The 20,434-nt window shown below is 55.2% G+C and carries 18 protein-coding genes; 12 read left to right on the top strand and 6 right to left on the bottom strand.

The annotated features are described in order from the left end of the window. Positions 1 to 59 precede the first annotated feature (59 nt). The 6 genes from ACI2KG_RS05235 to ACI2KG_RS05210 all read left to right on the top strand — a co-directional run bounded on the left by ACI2KG_RS05235 (position 60) and on the right by ACI2KG_RS05210 (position 6,446). On the top strand, positions 60 to 1,298 hold the full coding sequence (locus ACI2KG_RS05235; protein ID WP_404661080.1) for an MFS transporter: 1,239 nt from the start codon (positions 60 to 62) through the stop codon (positions 1,296 to 1,298). Between the two features lie 54 nt (positions 1,299 to 1,352). Next, a complete protein-coding gene (locus ACI2KG_RS05230) occupies positions 1,353 to 2,777 on the top strand; it encodes a Na+/H+ antiporter NhaC family protein (RefSeq protein ID WP_404661079.1) in 1,425 nt (474 codons plus the stop codon). A 75-nt stretch (positions 2,778 to 2,852) separates the two neighbouring features. Then, positions 2,853 to 3,779 (top strand): transcriptional regulator GcvA, encoded by a 927-nt coding sequence (gcvA, locus tag ACI2KG_RS05225; protein WP_404661078.1) that lies wholly within the window; start codon positions 2,853 to 2,855, stop codon positions 3,777 to 3,779. 238 nt (positions 3,780 to 4,017) lie between these two features. Next, positions 4,018 to 4,713, top strand: coding sequence for a cupin domain-containing protein (locus ACI2KG_RS05220; RefSeq protein ID WP_404661077.1), 696 nt, complete (start codon positions 4,018 to 4,020; stop codon positions 4,711 to 4,713). Then, positions 4,710 to 5,828: a flavin monoamine oxidase family protein gene (locus ACI2KG_RS05215; protein WP_404661076.1), complete on the top strand. Its 1,119-nt coding sequence runs from the start codon at positions 4,710 to 4,712 to the stop codon at positions 5,826 to 5,828. The genes ACI2KG_RS05220 and ACI2KG_RS05215 overlap by 4 nt, the downstream gene beginning before the upstream one ends. A 273-nt stretch (positions 5,829 to 6,101) precedes the next feature. Next, the gene (locus tag ACI2KG_RS05210) at positions 6,102 to 6,446 is read left to right on the top strand and encodes a helix-turn-helix domain-containing protein (RefSeq protein ID WP_404661075.1); all 345 of its coding nucleotides are present in this window, start codon (positions 6,102 to 6,104) and stop codon (positions 6,444 to 6,446) included. A 10-nt stretch (positions 6,447 to 6,456) separates the two neighbouring features. Here the strand turns inward: ACI2KG_RS05210 and ACI2KG_RS05205 are convergent, their stop codons facing one another. The 3 genes from ACI2KG_RS05205 to ACI2KG_RS05195 all read right to left on the bottom strand — a co-directional run bounded on the left by ACI2KG_RS05205 (position 6,457) and on the right by ACI2KG_RS05195 (position 10,029). Next, the gene (locus ACI2KG_RS05205; RefSeq protein WP_404661074.1) at positions 6,457 to 7,098 is read right to left on the bottom strand and encodes a transcriptional regulator; all 642 of its coding nucleotides are present in this window, start codon (positions 7,096 to 7,098) and stop codon (positions 6,457 to 6,459) included. Positions 7,099 to 7,425: 327 nt separating this feature from the next. Continuing rightward, positions 7,426 to 8,544, bottom strand: coding sequence for an aminotransferase (locus tag ACI2KG_RS05200; RefSeq protein ID WP_404661073.1), 1,119 nt, complete (start codon positions 8,542 to 8,544; stop codon positions 7,426 to 7,428). A gap of 45 nt (positions 8,545 to 8,589) precedes the next feature. Then, on the bottom strand, positions 8,590 to 10,029 hold the full coding sequence (locus ACI2KG_RS05195; protein ID WP_404661072.1) for an amino acid permease: 1,440 nt from the start codon (positions 10,027 to 10,029) through the stop codon (positions 8,590 to 8,592). Between the two features lie 235 nt (positions 10,030 to 10,264). Between ACI2KG_RS05195 and ACI2KG_RS05190 the strand changes: the two genes are divergently transcribed. Further along, positions 10,265 to 10,621: a RidA family protein gene (locus tag ACI2KG_RS05190; RefSeq protein ID WP_404661071.1), complete on the top strand. Its 357-nt coding sequence runs from the start codon at positions 10,265 to 10,267 to the stop codon at positions 10,619 to 10,621. 228 nt (positions 10,622 to 10,849) lie between these two features. Here the strand turns inward: ACI2KG_RS05190 and ACI2KG_RS05185 are convergent, their stop codons facing one another. Beyond that, positions 10,850 to 11,056 (bottom strand): hypothetical protein, encoded by a 207-nt coding sequence (locus ACI2KG_RS05185; RefSeq protein ID WP_404661070.1) that lies wholly within the window; start codon positions 11,054 to 11,056, stop codon positions 10,850 to 10,852. Between the two features lie 143 nt (positions 11,057 to 11,199). On the opposite strand from ACI2KG_RS05185, the gene ACI2KG_RS05180 reads away from it, so the two are divergent. The 3 genes from ACI2KG_RS05180 (at position 11,200) to ACI2KG_RS05170 (ending at position 15,221) form a co-directional block, all read left to right on the top strand. Beyond that, the gene (locus tag ACI2KG_RS05180; protein ID WP_404661069.1) at positions 11,200 to 12,675 is read left to right on the top strand and encodes a PLP-dependent aminotransferase family protein; all 1,476 of its coding nucleotides are present in this window, start codon (positions 11,200 to 11,202) and stop codon (positions 12,673 to 12,675) included. Between the two features lie 177 nt (positions 12,676 to 12,852). Next, positions 12,853 to 13,893: a phosphotransferase gene (locus ACI2KG_RS05175; RefSeq protein ID WP_404661068.1), complete on the top strand. Its 1,041-nt coding sequence runs from the start codon at positions 12,853 to 12,855 to the stop codon at positions 13,891 to 13,893. A gap of 2 nt (positions 13,894 to 13,895) precedes the next feature. Further along, complete coding sequence (locus tag ACI2KG_RS05170) at positions 13,896 to 15,221, top strand: aspartate aminotransferase family protein (RefSeq protein WP_404661067.1); 1,326 nt, start codon at positions 13,896 to 13,898, stop codon at positions 15,219 to 15,221. A gap of 556 nt (positions 15,222 to 15,777) precedes the next feature. Here ACI2KG_RS05170 and ACI2KG_RS05165 read toward each other — a convergent pair. Further along, positions 15,778 to 16,812, bottom strand: a complete 1,035-nt coding sequence (locus ACI2KG_RS05165) for an ABC transporter substrate-binding protein (RefSeq protein ID WP_404661066.1) — start codon at positions 16,810 to 16,812, stop codon at positions 15,778 to 15,780. A 175-nt stretch (positions 16,813 to 16,987) separates the two neighbouring features. Beyond that, positions 16,988 to 18,049, bottom strand: coding sequence for an agmatinase (speB, locus tag ACI2KG_RS05160; protein ID WP_404661065.1), 1,062 nt, complete (start codon positions 18,047 to 18,049; stop codon positions 16,988 to 16,990). 661 nt (positions 18,050 to 18,710) lie between these two features. Between speB and ACI2KG_RS05155 the strand changes: the two genes are divergently transcribed. Together ACI2KG_RS05155 and ACI2KG_RS05150 are read left to right on the top strand one after the other, a co-directional pair. Continuing rightward, positions 18,711 to 19,580, top strand: coding sequence for an amidohydrolase family protein (locus ACI2KG_RS05155; RefSeq protein WP_404661064.1), 870 nt, complete (start codon positions 18,711 to 18,713; stop codon positions 19,578 to 19,580). A gap of 1 nt (position 19,581) precedes the next feature. Then, the gene (locus ACI2KG_RS05150; RefSeq protein ID WP_404661063.1) at positions 19,582 to 20,385 is read left to right on the top strand and encodes an enoyl-CoA hydratase-related protein; all 804 of its coding nucleotides are present in this window, start codon (positions 19,582 to 19,584) and stop codon (positions 20,383 to 20,385) included. The last annotated feature ends 49 nt before the right edge of the window (positions 20,386 to 20,434 follow it).

Raw genomic sequence — 20,434 nt, 5'->3', positions numbered from 1 at the left:
TGGCTGATCTGTTCACGGATCAGCCGGCTTTTGCTCACCCTCAAAACGGGATTTGCGCAATGAGCATTACCGTCACCGCCGCCCCGCACGGGCTGCGCGGGCTGTTGTTGAAGTGGTTGAGTCCGGTGGGCGTCATTGCCATCGCGCAATTGTTCGGCACTTCGCTGTGGTTCAGCGCCAATGGCGCCGCTGACTCGTTGATGACGGCTTGGCAGGCGTCTGCTGCCGATATCGGTTGGCTGACCAACGCCGTACAACTCGGCTTCATTGTCGGCACCTTGAGTCTGTCCCTGAGCGGCGCGGCTGACCGCTTTCGTGCCAGTTCGCTGTTCTTCTGCTGTGCTATCGCAGGGGCGCTGTTCAACCTGGCATTCGCCTTTGCGGCGGACGGTCTTGCCACAGGTGCTGTCTTGCGCTTCTGTGTAGGGGTGACCTTGGCCGGCATCTACCCCATGGGGATGAAGCTGATCGTTGGCTGGGCACCGGAGCGTACCGGGCTTGCGCTGGCTCAGCTGGTAGCCATGCTGACGCTGGGTACGGCATTGCCGCATGCCTTGCGCCTGGTGGGGGCCGACTGGTCGTGGCAGGCCATTATTACCGCGTCGTCGGTACTGGCGCTGACAGGTGCGGTGCTCATCGGCCTGCTGGGTGATGGGCCGCACGCGCGCAGCGGGCGGCGCGCCGGTAATGGCCCCCATAAGCGTGCTGGCGCCATCCTGGGAGCGTTCAGAATCAGCCGGTTTCGTGCGGCGACCCTCGGCTACTTCGGCCACATGTGGGAGCTGTACGCGTTCTGGACCGTTGTGCCTTTGATTGTCGATCGTTCCGGGCTGGCTCAGGCTTATCCCACCCTGGGTGTAGCGGGTCTTTCGTTCTTCATCATGGCCGTGGGCGCGTTGGGCTCGCTGATCGGAGGTGTGCTCTCTCAGCGAATCGGCAGTGACCGGGTCGCATTGACGGCACTTGGCACTTCGGGCCTCTGCGGGCTTTTTTTCGTGCTAATACAGGCACAGATGCAGCCGTGGTTGTTGCTGTTGTTGCTTGCGCTATGGGGCGCCAGCGTAGTGGCGGATTCCCCTCAATTTTCGGCACTCGCCGCTAAAGCGTGCCCACAGGATGCTGTTGGCAGCGCACTGGCCATTCAGAACAGCATCGGCTTTGCCATCACCGTTGTGTCGATCGCCTGCACAAGCTGGCTGTTCGAACGGGTGGGTATCGATGCCTTGTGGATCCTCATACCCGGTCCGCTGTTGGGCTTGCTGGGTTATATCGGGTCGCTCAGGCAGGCGGACGCTTGACGTAGCGCTTGCGCAGTTCCTTTGCAAATAAGAACAAAATGTGAGGTCTTTGCGATGCATGAAGTAGGCGTATGGGGGCTTCTCTCCCCAGCGGTAACCATTTGCCTGGCCATTTTTACGCGTCAGGTAATCCTGTCACTGATGCTGGGTTGTTTTGCCGGCTTTCTGGTGCTGTCGAATTTCCATATTGGCCAAGGGCTGGAAAGCTCGGTACAGGGCGCCATCGATGTTTTCAAATCTGACGGTGTAGTCAGGACGCTGATTTTTACCGTGATGATCAGCGGCGTGATTCACCTGGCCAGGATCACCGGTGGCATGCAAGGGTTGGTTAATCTGATCTCCGAGCGCCTGAGGATCGTGCGCGGCCCCGTCAGCACGCAATTGCTGGCAGGATTGCTGGCCATGCTGATCTTCATCGACAGCTACCTGGCCATGCTCACTTCGGGCGCCGCGACCGCCGAGCTCGCCCGCAAGCACCGCCTCGCCCGCGAGCAAGTGGCCTATGTGATCAAGAACGCGGGCATCAGTGCCTGGTCTTCGGTCATGTTCAATGGCTGGGGTGCCATGATGCTCGGCATCGTCGCCGTACAGGTGGATAATGGCAGCATTGCTGGCAACCCGTTCAACATCCTGGCGCATTCGATTGCTTATAACCTGTTCGCCTGGGCGAGTATCGCCCTCGTCCTGTTAAGCATTTTCACACCGTTTGCCTTCCCCGCGATGCGCCGTGCCAAGCAACGCGCCGCCGAAGGGATCGAGCTACGACCAGGGGCCACACCTCTGGCAGTGGTGAGCGAGCAGCAGGTCTCGCAAAAGGGTGGCGTTTCGAACCTGCTGGTACCGTTGCTGGCGCTGTTCCTGTTCGTTCCGGTTGGGCTCGTGATAACCGGCAAGGGCGTCATCGGCAATGGTTCGGCTTCGACGGCGATTCTGTGGGCGGTCATCTTCGGACAGGTGGTGGGGTGCATCCACTACGTGTGGGTTCGGCGGGTCATGCGCATTGGGGAGTACATCAATCATCTGGTCGAAGGTTATCAGGCGATGGTGCCGCTGGTCGTTGTACTGACGCTGGCATTCCTGATCGGTGACCTGTCCAGCCAGCTCAAGATCGGGCAGTTCCTCTCATCCCACTTCAGCATGCTCATGCCGGTGGGGCTCGTGGCGGCCTTCGTGTTCGTCGTTGCGGCGGTGATTTCTCTGTCCACGGGGACGTCCTGGGGTACGTTCTCGATCATGATACCGATCGGTATCCAGCTCGCCGTGTCGTCGGGGGCGGACCCTTACCTGGTGATTGGCGCTGCGATTTCGGGCGCCATCTTCGGTGACACTTCGTCGCCTATCAGCGATACCGGGATTGTCACCGCCACCGCCACCGGCAATGACATGATGGATCACATCAAGACTCAGCTTCCGTACTGCCTGACGGCTGCAGCCATTGCGCTCACAGGCTTTGTCGTACTCGGCATGAGCGGGCATTGACGCTCCATGAATTCCTGGCCGTTGAGCTGAACGCCAGCGGCTTGGCTTATCGATTGAGGAAAATGGATTACTGACATGGCAACTCCGGCCTACCTGAATGCGTTGCGAGCATTCGAAGCTTCTGCCCGACATGGAACCTTCACAGCTGCTGCGGCCGAGTTGAACGTCACCCCAGCAGCGGTGGGCCAGCAGGTCAGAAACCTCGAGGCATGGTTGGGCACCTCATTATTCATCCGGGCAGGCCGCGGCACCGGCCAACTCGAACTGACACCCAATGCGCAGCTTGCACTGCCCGATATCCGGGCGGCATTCGATCGGCTGGCGATCGGTGTAGCGCGCTTGAGGGAGGGGAGTGCACATAGTGGCTTGACGGTCACGGTCAGCCCGGCTTTCGCCTCCAAATGGCTGGTACCTCGGCTTGAACGGTTTCAAAGCGCTTATCCAACGCTCGATGTGCAGTTGGACACCGACGCTCGTTCACTGGATTTCACGGTCGAGCGGGTGGACATCGGTGTTCGCTACGGCAGTGGTCAATGGACAGGCTTGACGTCTGAACGGCTCATGGAAGAGTCGTTGTTTCCGGTTTGTGCGCCGGACTACCCGCTGCTGCGCAACGGCCAGTTGGAGCCTGGTACGCTGCACAAATGTACGCTCATTCACGACCTGTCCATGCCCAATGATGCCGCATTCCCGGGCTGGAGAAGCTGGCTTGATCGCGCGGGCTACCCCGAGGTGGACGCAGACCATGGCTTGCGAATCAACAACTCGGCTGCCGTGCTGCAGGCTGCCGTCGAGCGTCAGGGCCTTGCGCTGGCACGCAGCGTCATGGTGCAGGATGACCTGAACGCCGGACGCCTGATTCGCCCGCTGTTGGCAGGTGCTGGTGAATGGCCTTTGCAGCAGGCTTACTACATCGTCTACAAGACAGACCACGGTGAACTGACCAACGTGCGGCTTTTCCGTGAATGGTTGATGGCCGAGGCCGAGAACTGTCGCGCCTGAACTGCCGGCCGCACCATCAGCGCGACTGACGCAACTTCTCGATAGGGCGGCGCCTAGGACATGTGGAGCGGCGGGGCCTTCAGTGCGGTAAAGTTTTTCTACTCCGTGCAAACATTAAATATCGTTTGTCGCGGCACAGTCTGGTGCGAATAATCGATTCCAATGCAGTCGTGTAGGGCGCCAACTGTATGACCTGGCCTGAAGCACTCCAGCCCAGGCGGCCTGCGCCCTCGGCCTGATGCCACCCTTTCGGATATCGCCCATGCTTGTTAACGCTGACTTTTCCCGACCTGCCACGGTAATGGCTGATGATTACCATTGGGTAACCTCACCGCAGCCAGGCGTGGAGCGTGTGATGCTCGATCGAGTCGGCGGCGAAAAGGCGCGGGCGACAAGTATCGTGCGCTATGCACCGCGATCTGATTTTCCTGAGCATTTCCATCCTGGCGGGGAGGAGGTCTTTGTTCTGTCAGGCGTCTTTTCTGAAAATGACAAGCACTATCCTGCTGGATATTACCTGCGCAACCCTCCGGGATCATCCCATCAGCCCTCCAGCCTAGAAGGGGCAGTGATCTTCGTTAAGCTGTGGCAAATGCAGCCAGAGGAAAGGGTGGCGACGCGTATCGATACCAGAGACCCCGCCTTTTGGGTCCGCTCGGCGGGGCGAGATATTTGCCTGCTCTTCGCCAGTGCCCACGAACATGTCAGCCTCCAACGACTGCCACCTGGGGAGCTTGTATTCCAGGGATGTTCCGGGGGCGCTGAGTTGCTTGTCATCGAAGGCCAGGTAGAGGCTCAAGGGCAGACCCTGGACCAGGGAAGCTGGATGCGTTTACCACCTGGGTTCGATCCGGCGCTGGTAAGCGGAGCTGAAGGGGCGACCCTGTTCATCAAAACAGGCCATCTGTGTATTCCAATCGAGCAAACGTCATGACCGGATCAGCACGAATAGCAATCATAGGTGCCGGGCTGAGCGGTCTCTATGCGGCTTTCAGGCTCCAACAGTTGGGTATCGATTATGTCCTGCTTGAAGCCCGGTCGACACCGGGTGGACGGATTGTCACCCTGTCTTCAGCACAAATGCGCGGTTCAACGCATGACGCCAATGAACCTTCCGACTATTACGACTTGGGCCCGTCATGGTTTTGGCCAAGCTTTCAACCCCAGCTGGCTCGCCTCGTTGCCGAGTTGGGACTGGAGCAATTTGCGCAGCACGAAAAAGGTGACATGCTTATCGAACGCTCACACCATTCTCCGCCCCTAAGGATGGCTAGCTTCACCAATTCTCCATCGGCCATGCGAATTGTAGGCGGTATGTGGGCGTTGGCTGACGCCTTGCGAAATGGGATTGATACCGAGCGTCTTCATACTGGCCAGACCGTTTCTTGTATCAGGCGCGTGGAGGGTGGCGTTGAGGTCGAAAGTCGACACGATAGTCTTGGCCTTGCTACTTGGAGAGTGGCCCATGCGCTGCTTGCGCTGCCGCCCCGTCTGGCGCAAGCAACGATCGACTTCTCTCCCGCGTTGCCGAGCGCTTTGTCGCATGGCTGGGCAGAAACCGCTACATGGATGGCTCCTCACGCCAAATACTGCGCGGTGTATGAACGCGCATTCTGGCGAGACCAGGGACTGTCCGGAGCAGGGCGCAGCAGCCTTGGCCCGATGGTAGAGATTCATGATGCATCGACGGCAGAGGGTCGGGCTGCGCTGTTTGGCTTCATAGGCATTCCGGCCACTTTAAGACAGACGCTTGATCAAGCGGCGCTTCGCAACCTTTGTCTCGAGCAGTTCACGCGAATGTTCGGTGCACAGGCCGCGCATCCTCTGGCTCATGACATCAAGGACTGGTCAATGGAACGGCATACTGCGGTCCAGGCTGACTGCCTGAGCGTAGGTCAGCATACTGCAGCACCGCCTAGTGCTCCGACCTCGGGCAAGTGGGTCGATTACTTAACTGGCGTAGCCAGTGAGTGGTCGCCGATATTTCCCGGCTACCTCGCGGGTGCGATCGATGCGGTCGACCGTGCGATCACTTCATTGTCGCTTTAAGTAATAAGCCATATACCTCGATTACGTCTTGCCTCGCAGCATGAAATATCGGCGATAGAACAAATTAAAGAGGCATGAAATTACAGGGAGCGTAAACGGGTTTGCTTCGCATCTCCAGCGGGCCGGGGCGCCAACTCGAGGTGCTTGGGGCCAAGCGTGAGGCTCGTACGGTAACGAAGTGTTTGAACCTAAAGTCGTGGATGAGCTACTATGCAGCTCCGTGTCAGGCTACGACAGATTAGTCGTGGGCTCTCATGTTTTATAGGTGACTGCATGTATGGGGCTGGTATGTCTTCATGTAATGCGCTGGGCATTCGTTTGAAGGAGGAGCGTAAGCGCTTGGGATATAGTCAGCAATCTTTTTCAGATAAGCTGGACGTGTCGCGCCGCACTCAAACGATGTATGAGACTGGCTCTCGTGATCCTGGGGGTTGCTATCTGCGCAAGGCGCTAAGTGAAGGTGTTGACATAGCCTATGTGATGACTGGCGTCAGGTCATTCAGGCAGCTAGTTAATATAGGGCAATCGGAGGAGAAGCTTCTCCAGTTGTTCATGCATTTAACGCCTGAGCAGAAAGACACTGTGTTTCGTATTATTTATAATATTGCACAGGAATAAGGTGTGGGCTTCACTGTATTTCCGGGCGTGCGTCAGGGGAGGTGTTGGATTTAAGTTGTTTAAGCCATTTATAAACCGTGGCTCTACCAAGACCAAGCACTTTCGATATGTAATCAGCAGCGCTTTTTCCGTCAAAAGCTCTCTCGTTATACAGCGCATTGATGAGTTGGCGCTTGTCGCGCATTTTGAGCGTTGCGAATGACAAGTTTCGATCGCGCATCCAACCTTGAAGGAACGTATTTATTTTTTCCTGCCAGTCGTCCCGGAATAACGCTTCTGGTTGTGGGATAATCCTGGATGCTTTGAATAAGTTGTTGAGGGCGTCCCTGGCCTGCTCAAATACGGACAAGTTCAAGTTGATGCACATGATATAAGCTGGCTTGTCGGCGGAGTCTCGTAGCACTACCGATATTGAGCGCGTATTTTGACCGTTCCAGTTTAGCTTCTCATATGGGCCTATTGTAGTAGCGCTTTCGAAGGCTCCCGGCAGTTCATCAAGCGCTGAATCGTCGCCCAGTTCGCGTTGAGAGAAGTTGTTAGCGATATAGGTCACTTGCTGGGTCTTCAGCTCGTGCAAAATAATTTCGGCATGAGGGAAGAATAGTGTGGCAATCGCGTCTGCAATCGCTTCGTAATTGGCTGGCGTTGGCATATTTTTCTGACTTCGCTTCACAAAATATGAGCTATAGGGTGGTGGATCTGCGCAGGGTCGGTGCGATGATAGCATTTACTATGGTGCGGGTCACTACCCCCGCTCACCCTGCGTAGAACAGGGCTGCTATCAATTCCACTGAGTGATTGGCATATAATCGATGGGGTTGAAACACAGGCGGAGTGAGGGGAGGTTAGCACCACGTTCAGTTGTCACACGGTTATTTAGCCGATTTTCTGGTGAGCGGGCTTTGGCAACTTAAGGCAGAGCGGCGAGGAGTGTTTCAAGCTGTCCAGGCCTAAGCCTGGACATTGTTTCAGTGCGGGGTCAGACCTCGCGGAGGAATTCGGAAACTTTCTGTAAACCGGTTTTAAGCGCTTCAGTGTTATTGGTATACCCAATGCGTACATAACCCTCGACATCGAGGGCGCTGCCGGGAGTGAAGATAACCCCTTTGGATTCAAGAAGCTTCAGGCAAAAATCGCGCGATGACATTTCCGTGTCGATTTTAAGCAGGGCCGTAGTGCCGGATTTGGGTTTGATATAGGACACTTTCGGCTCTTGTTCAACCCAAGCATCCAAAATCTCTAGATTGCCTCTGGTAATGGCGTGGTTGCGCTCTAAAATCTTGTGACGGTTTTCAAGAGCGATGCAGGCAAAATGATCGTCCAGCATCCCCACACTGATGGTGTTGTAGTCGCGGTGAATGGAAACTGCTCTCAGCAACGCCTCGGGGCCGGCAATCCAGCCAAGGCGAAGACCGGCGAGAGAGTAGGTCTTCGACATGCTAGCGGTGCTGATGCCTTTTTCATACAAGTCCGCAACAGAGACGGTGTAGCCATCACCTACCTGATCGGTGCCCCGGTAGACCTCATCGCACAAGAGCCAGGCATTAACAGAGCGGGCGATTTCAACCACTTTCTCCAAGAAGGCCTGATCCATCAGGGAGCCCGTCGGATTGTTGGGATTGTTGATCGCAATCACTCGGGTATTAGGGCGAACGAGGTCGCGGAGCTCATTCAGGTCTGGGAGGAACAAGTTCTCCTCACGCAGCCGCAGAATGTCAACCTCGGCACCGTAACTTTCAGGAATCGAATAATGCTGCTGGTAGGTGGGGGAAACAGAGATAACGTGATCGCCAGGCTCAACAAGCGTCTCGTAAACCAGTGCATTCGCTCCAATCGCACCGTGGGTGGTCATGATATTGCTGGGTTTCTGCTTTTGATACAGCGAAGCGACGACGGTACGAAGACGCTCCGATCCTTCGATTGCGCCGTACGTCATTTTCATCGGCAGAATTTCCGAAAGGATGGTGTCTTTTTTATCTGCGAAATCCAGAAGCTGTTCAATCGTTATGGACTCAACACAGGTCTCTGCCAGGTTGTAGGTGCACTGGTTTTCGTACTCGTTCATCCAGATTTCGACGCCAAAATTTTTAATCTTCATTTTTGTTTCTCTTTTCGTGGTTGTCTGAATAGAGGTGGGGGTTTGTCAGTTCGTTTCGCTGAGGCCAAGCGGTTCTTTTGATCGCTTGGTTTTCATCTGTAGATTTTTGATCGTGTTGCCAAGGTAATAAGCTACATAGCAAATGGCTATGAATGGAAGGCTGAAGTAAATGGCGATTCGCTGTTCAGGATCGAAGGCGATGGCGATAATTGCAGCGAGGCAACCGGATATGGTAATGATCGGTGCCAAAGGATACCAGCGTACCTGGTAGGAAAGTGTACGGATATCCCCACCTTCTTTGATAAATTTCTTTCGGAAAATAACCTGGCAGCAGCCAATACTTAGCCAAACCGCTACGACTGCAAAGCCTGCGACAGAGACTAGCGCAAGGTAAATTGTTTCAGGCGCCCAGACGCTGCTTAAAAGTGCTGCGACCCCTCCAATCATAGTGAACAATATCGCGTTGAGGGGTGTACCTTTTTTCGTAAGTTTTGCGAAAGCGCGTGGCAGTTGGCCTTGATCTCCAAGCGACCAAAGCATTCGAGCGGCAGCGTACAAGCCTGAATTCGCTGCAGACAGCAAGGCTGTAATGATGACCAAGTTTATGATGTCGGCGGCGTACGGAATACCGATACGACTAAACACAACCACGAACGGGCTTTCGCTTAGACCCGCATCCTCTCGCGGTAGTAATAGCGCAATGACGATAATCGTCCCCACAAAGAAAACCACAAGTCTCAATACGGTCGCTCTGAGGGCTTGTGGAATAGCCTTTTCTGGATCCCGCGTTTCGCCTGCTGCTACGCCGATCAACTCTGTCCCACCAAATGCAAATACGACCGCTAATAAAGCCAGTGCTATTGCGCTCACGCCTGTCGGGAAAAGCCCTTCCCTCGTGAAGTTCTTGAAGCCGGTTGTTTCTGGATCAACCTGGCCTATGACGCCGAACACTGCCAGGCCACCAAGCACGATAAAGACAACAACAGTCAAAACCTTGACCAGAGAGAGCCAAAATTCGATTTCTGCAAAAACACGTACAGATAATAAGTTGTTGACTGTGATCAGCGTGCCGAACAGCGCAGCCCATGTCCATACGGGGACGCCTGGGAACCAGCGCTCTAAAAGCACACCCACGCCAAGCAGTTCAGAGCCGATAGTGACGGCCCAGCTGAGCCAGTAAATCCAAGCCACCGTATAGCCGGTGGCGGGGCCAATCAGATGAGTGGCGTAATGGCTGAAGGAGCCGGTTACCGGCATCTGGACAGCAAGCTCTCCCAGGCACGACATGACACAGTAGGTCATGAGCGCGCCTAAAGCGTAAGCGATTACCGCAGCTAAGGGGCCGGCCTGGTTCACCGTAAATCCTGACGCCAGGAACAGGCCTGTTCCGATTGTACCGCCAATGGCCAACATGACCAGGTGCCGTTGCTCAATATCCTTGCGAAATTCACGTGCCTTTCTTGGGGGTTTGGTGGACGTCACCATTATTGTTTTTCTCCGGGTACCACGTGAGACGTGTAGTGCTCCCGTCCTGCTTGCGAGAACACTGCCTACCAGCGACGGAGCTCGCCCTACGCTAGGGTGAGCGATCAAAATGTCTACCGTAGACAAAATGTATCTGTTCGTGGAGAATCGTGCAAGCCCGATCTCGTCGATTCGCGTCCACTGATCGCAACGGCGAGGTCAGGCGCGTCCACTGACTGATATCTGGAGGTTTGCAATGCCCATTCAACGTCTCAAAACCGACGCCCGCATGAGCGCGGCGGTCATTCACAATGGAACTGTCATGCTGTCTGGAGAGATTGCGAACGATCTGACCGGTGGTGTGTTTCGACAGACGCAAGAAACACTCAGCAATATTGATCAGCTCCTTGAAGTTGCGGGTACTACAAAAGATCACCTGCTATCGGCAACGATTTATTTAAAAAATATCCAAAGCGACTTCAATGCCATGAATGAGGCCTGGGAGCAATGGATACCGGAGGGCAGGGCGCCTGCTCGCGCAACCGTTGAAGCGCAGATGTTTTCTCCGGATGTCTTGGTCGAAATTTCGATTGTGGCGGCATTGCCAAGCTAAACCTGAAACACTTTAGCTCGGGCGCGAAGCGCTAGGCAGTTAACCGTTAACCCAATATCGCTGCAGGCACCCGCCGATACGGACACACCTGTGATATTCGTCAAACAGGGCTAAGTCGTCGGCGCTGGCGCCCTCTTGAGGAGGCTGGGGAATACGTCCAATCACTCAGCGATATTGCAGTTGTTTGAGGCGCGTGCGCCACACGCCCCTCACGCCATGCGCGTCAAATCATACTCGCATGCTGAGCACCCGATGCATCGTGTTCCAGTCCATGTCTGGCGCATTCGCAACGGGTTCCAACCCACACCAGTCAGCGATAAATATAGCGATGGATTTTACCTGCCGCAGTGATTCAATGTTTTCGATGGTGGTACCAAAGAATGCGGCTGCAGCCGCCCGCACAGGCTGTTTCTTGTTTTTGTGTTTGGCATCCATCTATGCCTACTCCTCATTTGGTAGGTTGTGTGCGTCTGATTCGTCAAGCTCGTTGCCCGAGCCCTCGTTTCGAACGACTTGAAGGTAGCCATCGATGGACATAGGCTGTATATCCATATTTGAATTTTTCCTATGGCCACTCCATGCACTCAGTCCTGCTGACCGATCTACTTTCCCGAAGCCTGAGCAAAGATTCGGCTGTGACCCTGCAGCGACAGATCTACGAGGTCATCCGTCGCGCTGTCCTTGATCACACCTTGGTGTCGGGCCAGAAGCTGCCATCTTCGCGGGCCCTGGCTGCTGAGTTGGGGATTTCGCGAATCACGATCTCGCTTGCGTACGATCGTCTGCTGTCAGAGGACTACCTCATCACAAGCACTGGGAACGGAACGTTCGTGGCCGAAACGTTGAGCCAACCGCTGGGTGCTGCAGCCGACGCCGTCCATACCCGATGTTCGATGCAGCTGTCTCATCGAGGAGCTCTTCTGGAAAGTTTACCGGGGGGCGCGGGCGTCTCCTCCGGTGCATTTGTCCCGGGAGTGGCTGATGCGGAAGCTTTCCCCTTTCACATCTGGAGGCGCTTGGTTTCTCGTCACCTTGGCAAAGGTGACCTCAAGCTGGCGGGCTACACCAATAACGGCGGGCTACTCGGTTTGCGGGAAGCCGTGGCAAGCTACTTGAAGATTTCACGCTCAGTCACCTGCGACCCTGGTCAAGTCATTATTACTTCCGGTACACATCAGTCAGTCGACCTCTGCGCGCGGCTGTTAGCGGACGTGGGTGACGCGGCGCTGGTAGAAAACCCCTGCCACTGGGCTTTTCCAACAGTTCTCACTGCCTCGGGAATGCAAGTCGTTGCGGGTGATGTCGACATGCAAGGCCTATCCGTTGAGTCGAGCTTCTTACCCGTCAATACGAAGCTTGTGGTAGTAAGCCCGTCCCACCATTATCCAACCGGGGTCGTAATGCCTCTGAGCCGGAGACTGGAGCTTCTGCAGAGCGCGCGGGCCGGGAAACTCTGGATTTTAGAAGATGATTATGACAGCGAATTTCGTTATGACGGGGCTCCCTTGCCGTCATTGCAAGGGCTCGATACGGACGGGCGGGTGATCTACATTGGCACGTTCAGCAAGGCGATGTTCGCCGGGATCCGTTTGGGCTATATGGTTGTTCCACCGCATCTAGCGGATGCGTTTGCAAACGCGAGTACCAAGCTTTATCGCTCAGGTTCTCTGCACATCCAGGCTGCCGTTGCGGATTTCATCCATGGCGGACACTTTCATCAGCACATCCGCAAAATGCGCACTGAATACGCAGCTCGGCAGGAAACGCTTCGGGGGGAAGTAAAACGCCGTATGGGCGATCTGGTGACCCTTTCGGAAGCCCGAGCGGGGCTGCATCTATTTGCAAGATTCGCCAACGGAGTAGATTACCAGTCAGTTTTGTATGAGTCGCGTAAGCAGGGTCTCAGCCTAGGGTTACCATGCTTCGTAAACAGTATGCCTTCCCTGGAAAACCGATGCGTGGTGCTAGGCTTCGGAAGCGTGCCATTACCGGATATTCACGCAGGTGTAGAGCGATTAACGATCGCGGTCGAAAAAAGCATGATGCGCTCTTAACCGTGCCCCCCGCAGGAACGCGAGACAGACATCGAGTGGCTCTATCAATTTTACAATTTTGGCTATACCAGCTATAGCCATCTTTCACCTATCGTCATGTACAGGCGGCTGCTACCCGGCAGCCATTGTTCCCGATCTAGCCAAGAGTGACGATCAGTGACGATACAAACAAAACCCATGCCAGATCAGGTCCTCGCAGCAGCTCCGGCCCAGGCTACCGATAGCCAAGCTGAAGCTTTGGCAAGCCAGTTTTTTGGATTGAATGGTAGAGCGAAGCTCCTGACCGGGGAGCGCGACCTTAATTTTCATTTTGCCTGTAGCGATGGCCGTCAGTTCCTACTAAAAATCTCTAACCCCGCAGAAGATCCTCACGTGGTGGATTTTCAGAACAAAGCGATGCTGCATATCGAGCGCACCGACCCTACCCTTGAGGTTCAGCGGGTTTTCCCAAACCTGGAAGGTGGGTATCAGATCGCGGTAAGTGTCAATGGTGACACAACCTTTCTTCGGTTGTTCTCCTTCGTGGAAGGCATTCCTCTAGCCAAGGTGAGGCAGCCGACGCTGGCGATTCGCTCAGCATTAGGCGTGAGCTTGGCTCGCTTGGGTATCGCGCTGCGGGGATTCTTCCATCCTGCAGCAGGACACGAATTACTTTGGGACATCAAACACTCTTTGCGAGCAGCCGCGCTGATCGATGCCATAGAGGATCCCGAGGATCGGGCCCTTGCTGTCCGCTTTCTTGAAAACTTTGAGAAAAATGCGTACCCAAGCCTGCCAGGCCTCAGAGCGCAGGTGATACATAATGACCTCAATTTTCACAATGTGATCGTCGACACGAACCATCATGACCACGTCAGAAATATCCTCGATTTCGGGGACATGGTGCATGCACCGCTTGTGAATGATCTCGCTGTCGCTTCTGCGTACCATCTCGGGAGCGAATCGAACGCCCTATCGCAGGCGCTTCCTTTTATAGCAGCCTACAACTCGGTGCTTCCTTTGGAGCGCATTGAGCAGGAAATTCTGTACGATTTGATTGCTGCCAGGCTTGTGCTTACGGTGGCGATTACCAATTGGCGAGCCTCCCTATACCCTGAGAATCGAACTTACATTATGCGCAACGCCCCTGTGGCATGGCAGGGGCTGCGTGGGTTTTCTAAAATATCCCGTGCTCAAGCCCAAGATCACATTGCGCGTATTTGCTCCAAGGAGTTGTAAGAATGACAATGAATAACGGATTTACTTCGAATGATGCTGAGCGACTGTGTGAAGAGGAACGCAAGCTGATTGCCCGCCGCGACGCTGCTCTCGGCCCGGCATACCGGTTGTTTTATGAGCGGCCTATTCATTTGGTCAGGGGTGAGGGTGTATGGCTCTATGACGCTGCTGGCAATCGTTACCTGGATGCCTATAACAATGTCGCGTCTGTCGGCCACTGCAATCCTAGTGTCGTAAAAGCAATCCATGAGCAGTCTCAAGTTCTAAACACCCACACCCGTTACCTGAATTCAGGCATCCTGAATTTTGCTGAAAAGCTCCTGGCCACGTTTCCGACGCACGATCAACTTGACCATGTCATGTTCACCTGCACCGGAAGTGAAGCAAACGATCTTGCCATTCGGATCGCTCGCCAGTACACAGGCGGGGAGGGCGTTATCGTGACGAAGCTTGCTTACCATGGCGTAACCGATCAGATAGCCAAGCTCTCTCCTTCACTCGGAGCAGGTGTGCCTCTCGGCGACTATGTACGCACCGTTCGCGCGCCCGACGCTTACCGCTTGGGGGCCGAGAATGTAGCACGGCTGTTTGCCGAGGATGTGCGGCAGGCCATTGATGAGATGCGGCAGGCCGGGATCAAGCCCGCCGCGTTGCTCATGGACGCGGTCTTTGCCAGTGATGGGGTGATGGTTGATCCACCAGGGTTCATGCGTGAAGCCGTTGAGCTAGCTCAGCGCGAGGGGCTGCTCTATATCGCGGACGAGGTTCAATCTGGATTTGGCCGCACCGGGACGCACATGTGGGGTTACCAACGCCACGGGCTTAAGCCTGACATCGTCACAATGGGCAAGCCAATGGGAAATGGATATCCGGTAGCTGCGGCGGTAATGCGCTCGAGCGTCATTGACGAGTTCGGACGTACTGCGCGTTACTTCAACACCTTTGGCGGAAATCCAGTGGCCTGCGCTGCGGGTAACGCCGTGCTGGATTTCATTCATTCCGAAGGCCTGCTGGAAAACTGCAACGAAGTGGGAGGCTACCTAAAGGCGGGCATTCAAGAGCTTGCGCAGCGCTACGCTATCATCGGTGACGTTCGTGGGGCGGGTTTGTTTCTCGGTGTAGAGCTTGTCAGCGACCGGGTAGACAAGGCGCCTAACCAGTCTGCTACCCGAGCGATTGTGAATGGAATGCGTGAGCGCGGAGTGCTGATTAGCTCAGCAGGCCCGTTTGAAAACATTCTCAAGATCAGGCCCCTCCTCGTGTTTACCCGCGAGCATGCTGACATTTTCATTGAGACCCTGGAAAGTGTCCTGCGTGATCTCACCTGACATTACCACAGCTTAAGCACACCCGCGGTTGCTGCAACTGCATTCAGGCGCTATCGCAACATCTCCTTACCGCTACCGTGTCTGTTGGCTAGCCACCTTTCAAGATCTACGCGTGGGAACCCGGAAGCGATAACGACTGGCATACCAGTGTGTTTTCAATAAAATTACCAAGGTCGCTTGGACAGGCGGGACTACTTAGCGAAATGCCCGGCCCTTGAGAAATGCTCCGCATCGAAAGATACGGAGCATTTTTCACCATGGCCTATATTCACGCCCACTGCCGCACTGACCAGCCTGGTCCAGGTGTCGACGCAAGAGTTCATCTTTCAGAAACATAACGACGTGTCATCGTCGAACGGCAGCGTCTGGCGCAGCTAGGCTCACCAGGGCGATCAGTGTCGGTGATGTCAGGAAAATGATAAGCCGTTTGGGCTGAAGACCCTTTTGGAGCAGATGAAAGAACGCCCCGAGAAACCCGGGGCGTCTGGTGTGGGGCTTATGAGCGTGTTCTCACGGGGTCTGTGAACGCGCCCTTTGTTTCAGTTGTGTGAGGGTGTCATTTGGCAGCCCAGCTGATGAAGCGTTGCTCCAGGGATTCACCATGATCAGTCCAGAACGCAACATCGATTTTCAACGCATGCTTGACGTTTGCGGCTGAGGAGGGAAGCTCTGCTAGTTTTTGAGGGGATAGGCGCTCCAATGCTCCATGTGTGGTGGGCCCATAGGTAATAAGGTTGGAAAAAGCAACCTGATTGTTGGGGTCGGAAGCGAACTTGATGAATTTGTATGCCGCGTCGACGTTATCGCTGCCTTTTGGAATCATCCAGAGATCCATCTGCAACAAGTTTTGATTCCACGTGTTATCCAACGTGGCGCCCGAAGCTTTCGCTGCGGCGATCCGACCACTGTAGGCGGAGCTCATGACAACATCACCTGACACCAGGTATTGAGGTGGCTGTGCCCCGGATTCCCACCACTGGAGGTTAGGCTTTATCTGGTCAAGTTTCTTGAATGCCCGATCAACTCCCTCAGGTGTATTTAAAACGTTGTACACCTCATTCACGGGCACGCCATCGGCCATCAATGCAAATTCCAAGGATCCCCGAGCGGTTTTTCTGAGGCTGCGTTTCCCAGGAAATTTCTTGAGATCCCAAAAGTCAGCCCAGCTCTTGGGCGCTTCTTTTATTTTGCTACTGTTGTATGCCAAAACGGTCGACCACGCATGCGTCCCGACTGCGCAAGGCAAAGCCGCACCTTCGATGAAATTCGCTTCGTTTCCGATTTTCGAGTAGTCGAGCTCTTCAAATAGTCCTAAGTCGCACGCCATGACTGCATCGGTGTCTTCAACTTCTACAACGTCCCAATTTACAGAGCGTGTATCCACCATTGCCTTAACTTTCGAAAGCTCGCCATTGTACTCTGTGAGGATCACATTTGTGTTGAAGCTCTCCATGTATGGCTTAACAAACGCTGCTGCCTGCGCGTCTTTCAACGCGCCTCCAAAGGAGACCACGGTAAGATCCCTTGCTTCTGCAGACTGAACTGCTAGCAGCACAAGGCTGACACAGAGTGCACTGTTGATTTTTACCATTTTCTTTCCCTTCTTGGGTGTGGGGTTTTTATAAATGATAAAGCGTAGGCAGTTCAAATTTGAGTCAAGCGCGTTTCGTCTTAGAATTCTTGTCGTGGTGGTGGCTGTTACGGAGAAGCCGAGGGTCTGGACTCAAGGCCCGCCTGGCTTCTTCGCGGGGTGACAGCCCTTTTGCTTACTTATTGGCAAAATGCCCGTTCAATCTCACGGAAATCAGGCTTAAAATCTCAAACAGGATTTGTGCTCCCACATGTGCAGTATTCGTGGTGGCATCATACGCTGGGGACACTTCGACCACGTCACCGCCAACAATGTTGATGCCGGCTAATCCTCGCAGCAGCTCCTGTGCTTCGCGAACGGTCAGCCCGCCGACTTCGGGTGTGCCGGTGCCAGGGGCGAACGCTGGATCGATGCTGTCAATGTCGAAAGATACGTACACTGGAGTATCACCCACCAGCTCCAGTGCTCTTTGAACGATGGCAGGTACACCCAAGCCTGTGACTTCTTCAGCATGCACCACCGTCATGCCGGACTCGTAAGAGAACTCCCAGAGGTACTCTGCGGAACCACGTATACCAATTTGGATGGTCTTGGTCGGGTCAACCAGGCCTTCCAAAACAGCCTGACGGAAGGGGCCTCCATGATGGAAGCGACTGCCGTCAAACGGGCCGCTTGTATCGCAATGAGCATCGATGTGAATGAGTGCGATTGGGCCGTCTTTGGCAACGGCCTTAAGGATTGGCAGGGTCATGGAGTGGTCGCCGCCAGCGGAGAGGGGGATCACGCCAGCCGCAGTGATTTTTTTGTAGGTTTCCTCGATATCCTGATGGCATTGCTCCAAATGGAATCGGCTGCGAAACGGCACATCGCCTATGTCGGCGACTTTCAAATCGCGCGTGGGTACAGCTTTCAAAACGTGGTTGTAAGGACCAATCCGCTCGATGGTTCGCAACGCGCGTGGGCCGAAGCGAGTGCCATTGCGGTTAGTGATGCCGAGATCCATAGGTACGCCGATGAGGGCGACTTGAAGGTCGCCGAAATCTGGTGCCCCCCACGCGATACGCTCGGCTGGTGCGTCAAGGAGGGTGGGGATACCAGCGTAAGGGGCGTCCCGGGTTCCTGAAGAATCGATCACCGTATTGGCAACAGATTGAAAATGCTCGTCGTAGATCAATTGCTCGTTAGCACCACCGAAGCGCTCTTGCAGGTACTTCAGTTTTTCGGGTGTAAAGGACATGGTCTCGCCTCATCGCTCAGTAAGGGGCCTTGCAGCGATCAGCCTCAGAAGCTGACTGGTGCTTCCGAGGGCCCGCGCTGTGCCTGCTTGTTTTTGGTGAATATAGCACCCGGTGGTACTAAGATTTATAGCCAATTCCGACTAAATTATAGGGCCACAGCCGCCACGCCTGACTATTTGAGATGCCGCTTTCCGCTTGACGTCGGGTGCGAGAATTTTCCAAGGGGGTCGCCGTGACGGTCGCTTTGAAGCCATCGGTCAGGGTTGAGGTTTTGGCATCGCGGTCCTCATCCACCGGGCTACGACGCCGCTGTTCAGCAAGTGCAGGGCTTGAATAAGATGACTCCGATAGCAAATGGGCGATTCGCGACATGCCCAACCTGTCAGGGAATTCCGTTTGGCTAAAGCCATTTGGACTCATCAGCACGTCATCGTCTCGTCACTGCGCAAGGGTGAGTGAGAAGGCGTCCGGACACTGGCCGCCACCTTCGACTCAGCGGTCAGGTGAGACTGCATTCGAGCCGCGCGCGGTTCTGGCGGCCGTTCATCGCTGGCTCGCTACTGCTTGCCATCCCAATCATCGAAACCTCCGCACTTTACGCAGATCGTTCCGAGCGTTTGACAGCAATCACAAACGGCCCTATAAAGAACACGTTCATAAATGATCAACAACAAAAAAGGCTATGATCATATGCGACGCATTGACTTGCACTGCTACCCGAACACTCAGCGTTGGATCGACTGTCAGGGTCCCTATGTAGAGGCTTTGGCCAAGTATTGGCATCGGGAGTGGAAGGCCAAGACAGAAGAAGAAGTGGTGCGCGAGTTTCAAAGCGCTGGCATCGAGGCGGTGTTGGTAGCACTGGATCTTCGCACCACGATCAACACCGTGCCATGTGACAACGACTATGTCGCTGGGATGCGCGACCGTCATGACTGCATCATCCAGGCGTGGGGCGCTGTCGAGCCGGCTCTGGGGCAGGTTGCGATCGAAGAAGCGAAACATGCGATCCGAGACTTGGACATGCTCGGCTTCCACTTCCATCCCATCATGCAGCACTTCAGCGTCGACGATCAGCGTTACTACCCTCTGTGGGAGGAGATCAATGCGCTCAAAGTCCCTGTGATGATCGATGTTGGCATGACTGGCATGGGGGCCGGCATGCCTGGTGGCATGGGAGCCAAGACGCGCCATGCACATCCTTCTTCTATCGATAACCTAGCGGCAGATTTTCCTGATCTGACAATCATCATGGCCCACCCTGGTTATCCATGGATTGATGAGACCACCGTCTGCGCGCTGCACAAGGGCAATGTGTTCTGGGAGATGTCCGGCTGGGCACCCAAATACCTGCCAGAAGCATTGAAGCGTGATATCCGAGGTCGCCTCAAGCACAAGGTGATGTTCGGCAGTGACTACCCCAGCATCCCTCATGAGCGGCTGTTCAAAGAGTGGAACGAGTTGGGCTATTCCGAAGAAGTCCTCGAACTGTTCTTCCACAAAAACGCCGAACGTGTACTGGGGCTCTGACGTGGGCGGCGAGCAGAAGCATGTGCTGACCGAGCGGCGCGGGCGTGTACTCCACATACGAATCAACCGCCCCGAGGTACGTAACGCGCTCGATCCGCTGGCTTACCATCAGTTGAGCCTGGCTTGCGATGAGCTCGAAGCCGACCCAGAGCTCTGGCTCGGGGTTTTAACAGGTGAGGGCGAGCATACGTTCAGCGCCGGTCGCGATCTTAAGCAACTTGCTGCAACCAGCACGGCATTACAGGAAGAGCTGGATGCCGAGGCCGCATTATGGCAGCGCACCACGCGCCTGACTGACCGTTTCAACTTCACCAAGCCGCTGATTGCGCGTCTCAACGGCTCCGCTCACGGAGGAGGGCTGGAGCTTGCCTTGGCGTGCGACATCATCGTTGCCGCCGAGCATGCGCAATTGAGTCTGCCAGAACCCCGTCGCGGCCTGATAGCGACTGCGGGCGGCGTACATCGTCTGCCTCGGCAGATCGGTCTGAAGGCTGCAATGGGCTATCTGCTGACCGGGCGAACGATGACTGCACAGCGCGGCTACGAGTTGGGGCTGATCAATGAAGTAGTGCCTGCAAACCTGCTTGATGAGGCCGTGGAGCAGTGGGTGGCAGATATCCTAGCCTGCGCACCGCTAGCGGTGCGCGCCACCAAGGCCTGTGCCATGCAAGGCCTGGACTTGCCACTTGCCCAGGCGGTCAGCCAACGCTACGAGGCTGAAGAACGTCGCAAGCTCAGCGCGGACAGCCTTGAAGGGCCCCGAGCCTTCGCTGAAAAACGGCGGCCTCACTGGCGAGGATGTTGAACTGCTGCACCGGCTTTCACCCGATACGGTACCCTCACAACGGGTACCG

Source organism: Pseudomonas sp. NPDC089407 (assembly GCF_044900445.1).
GTDB lineage: Bacteria > Pseudomonadota > Gammaproteobacteria > Pseudomonadales > Pseudomonadaceae > Aquipseudomonas.
The sequence above is the reverse complement of the archived record's forward strand: the minus strand, read 5'-3'. Positions and strand labels throughout refer to the sequence as shown.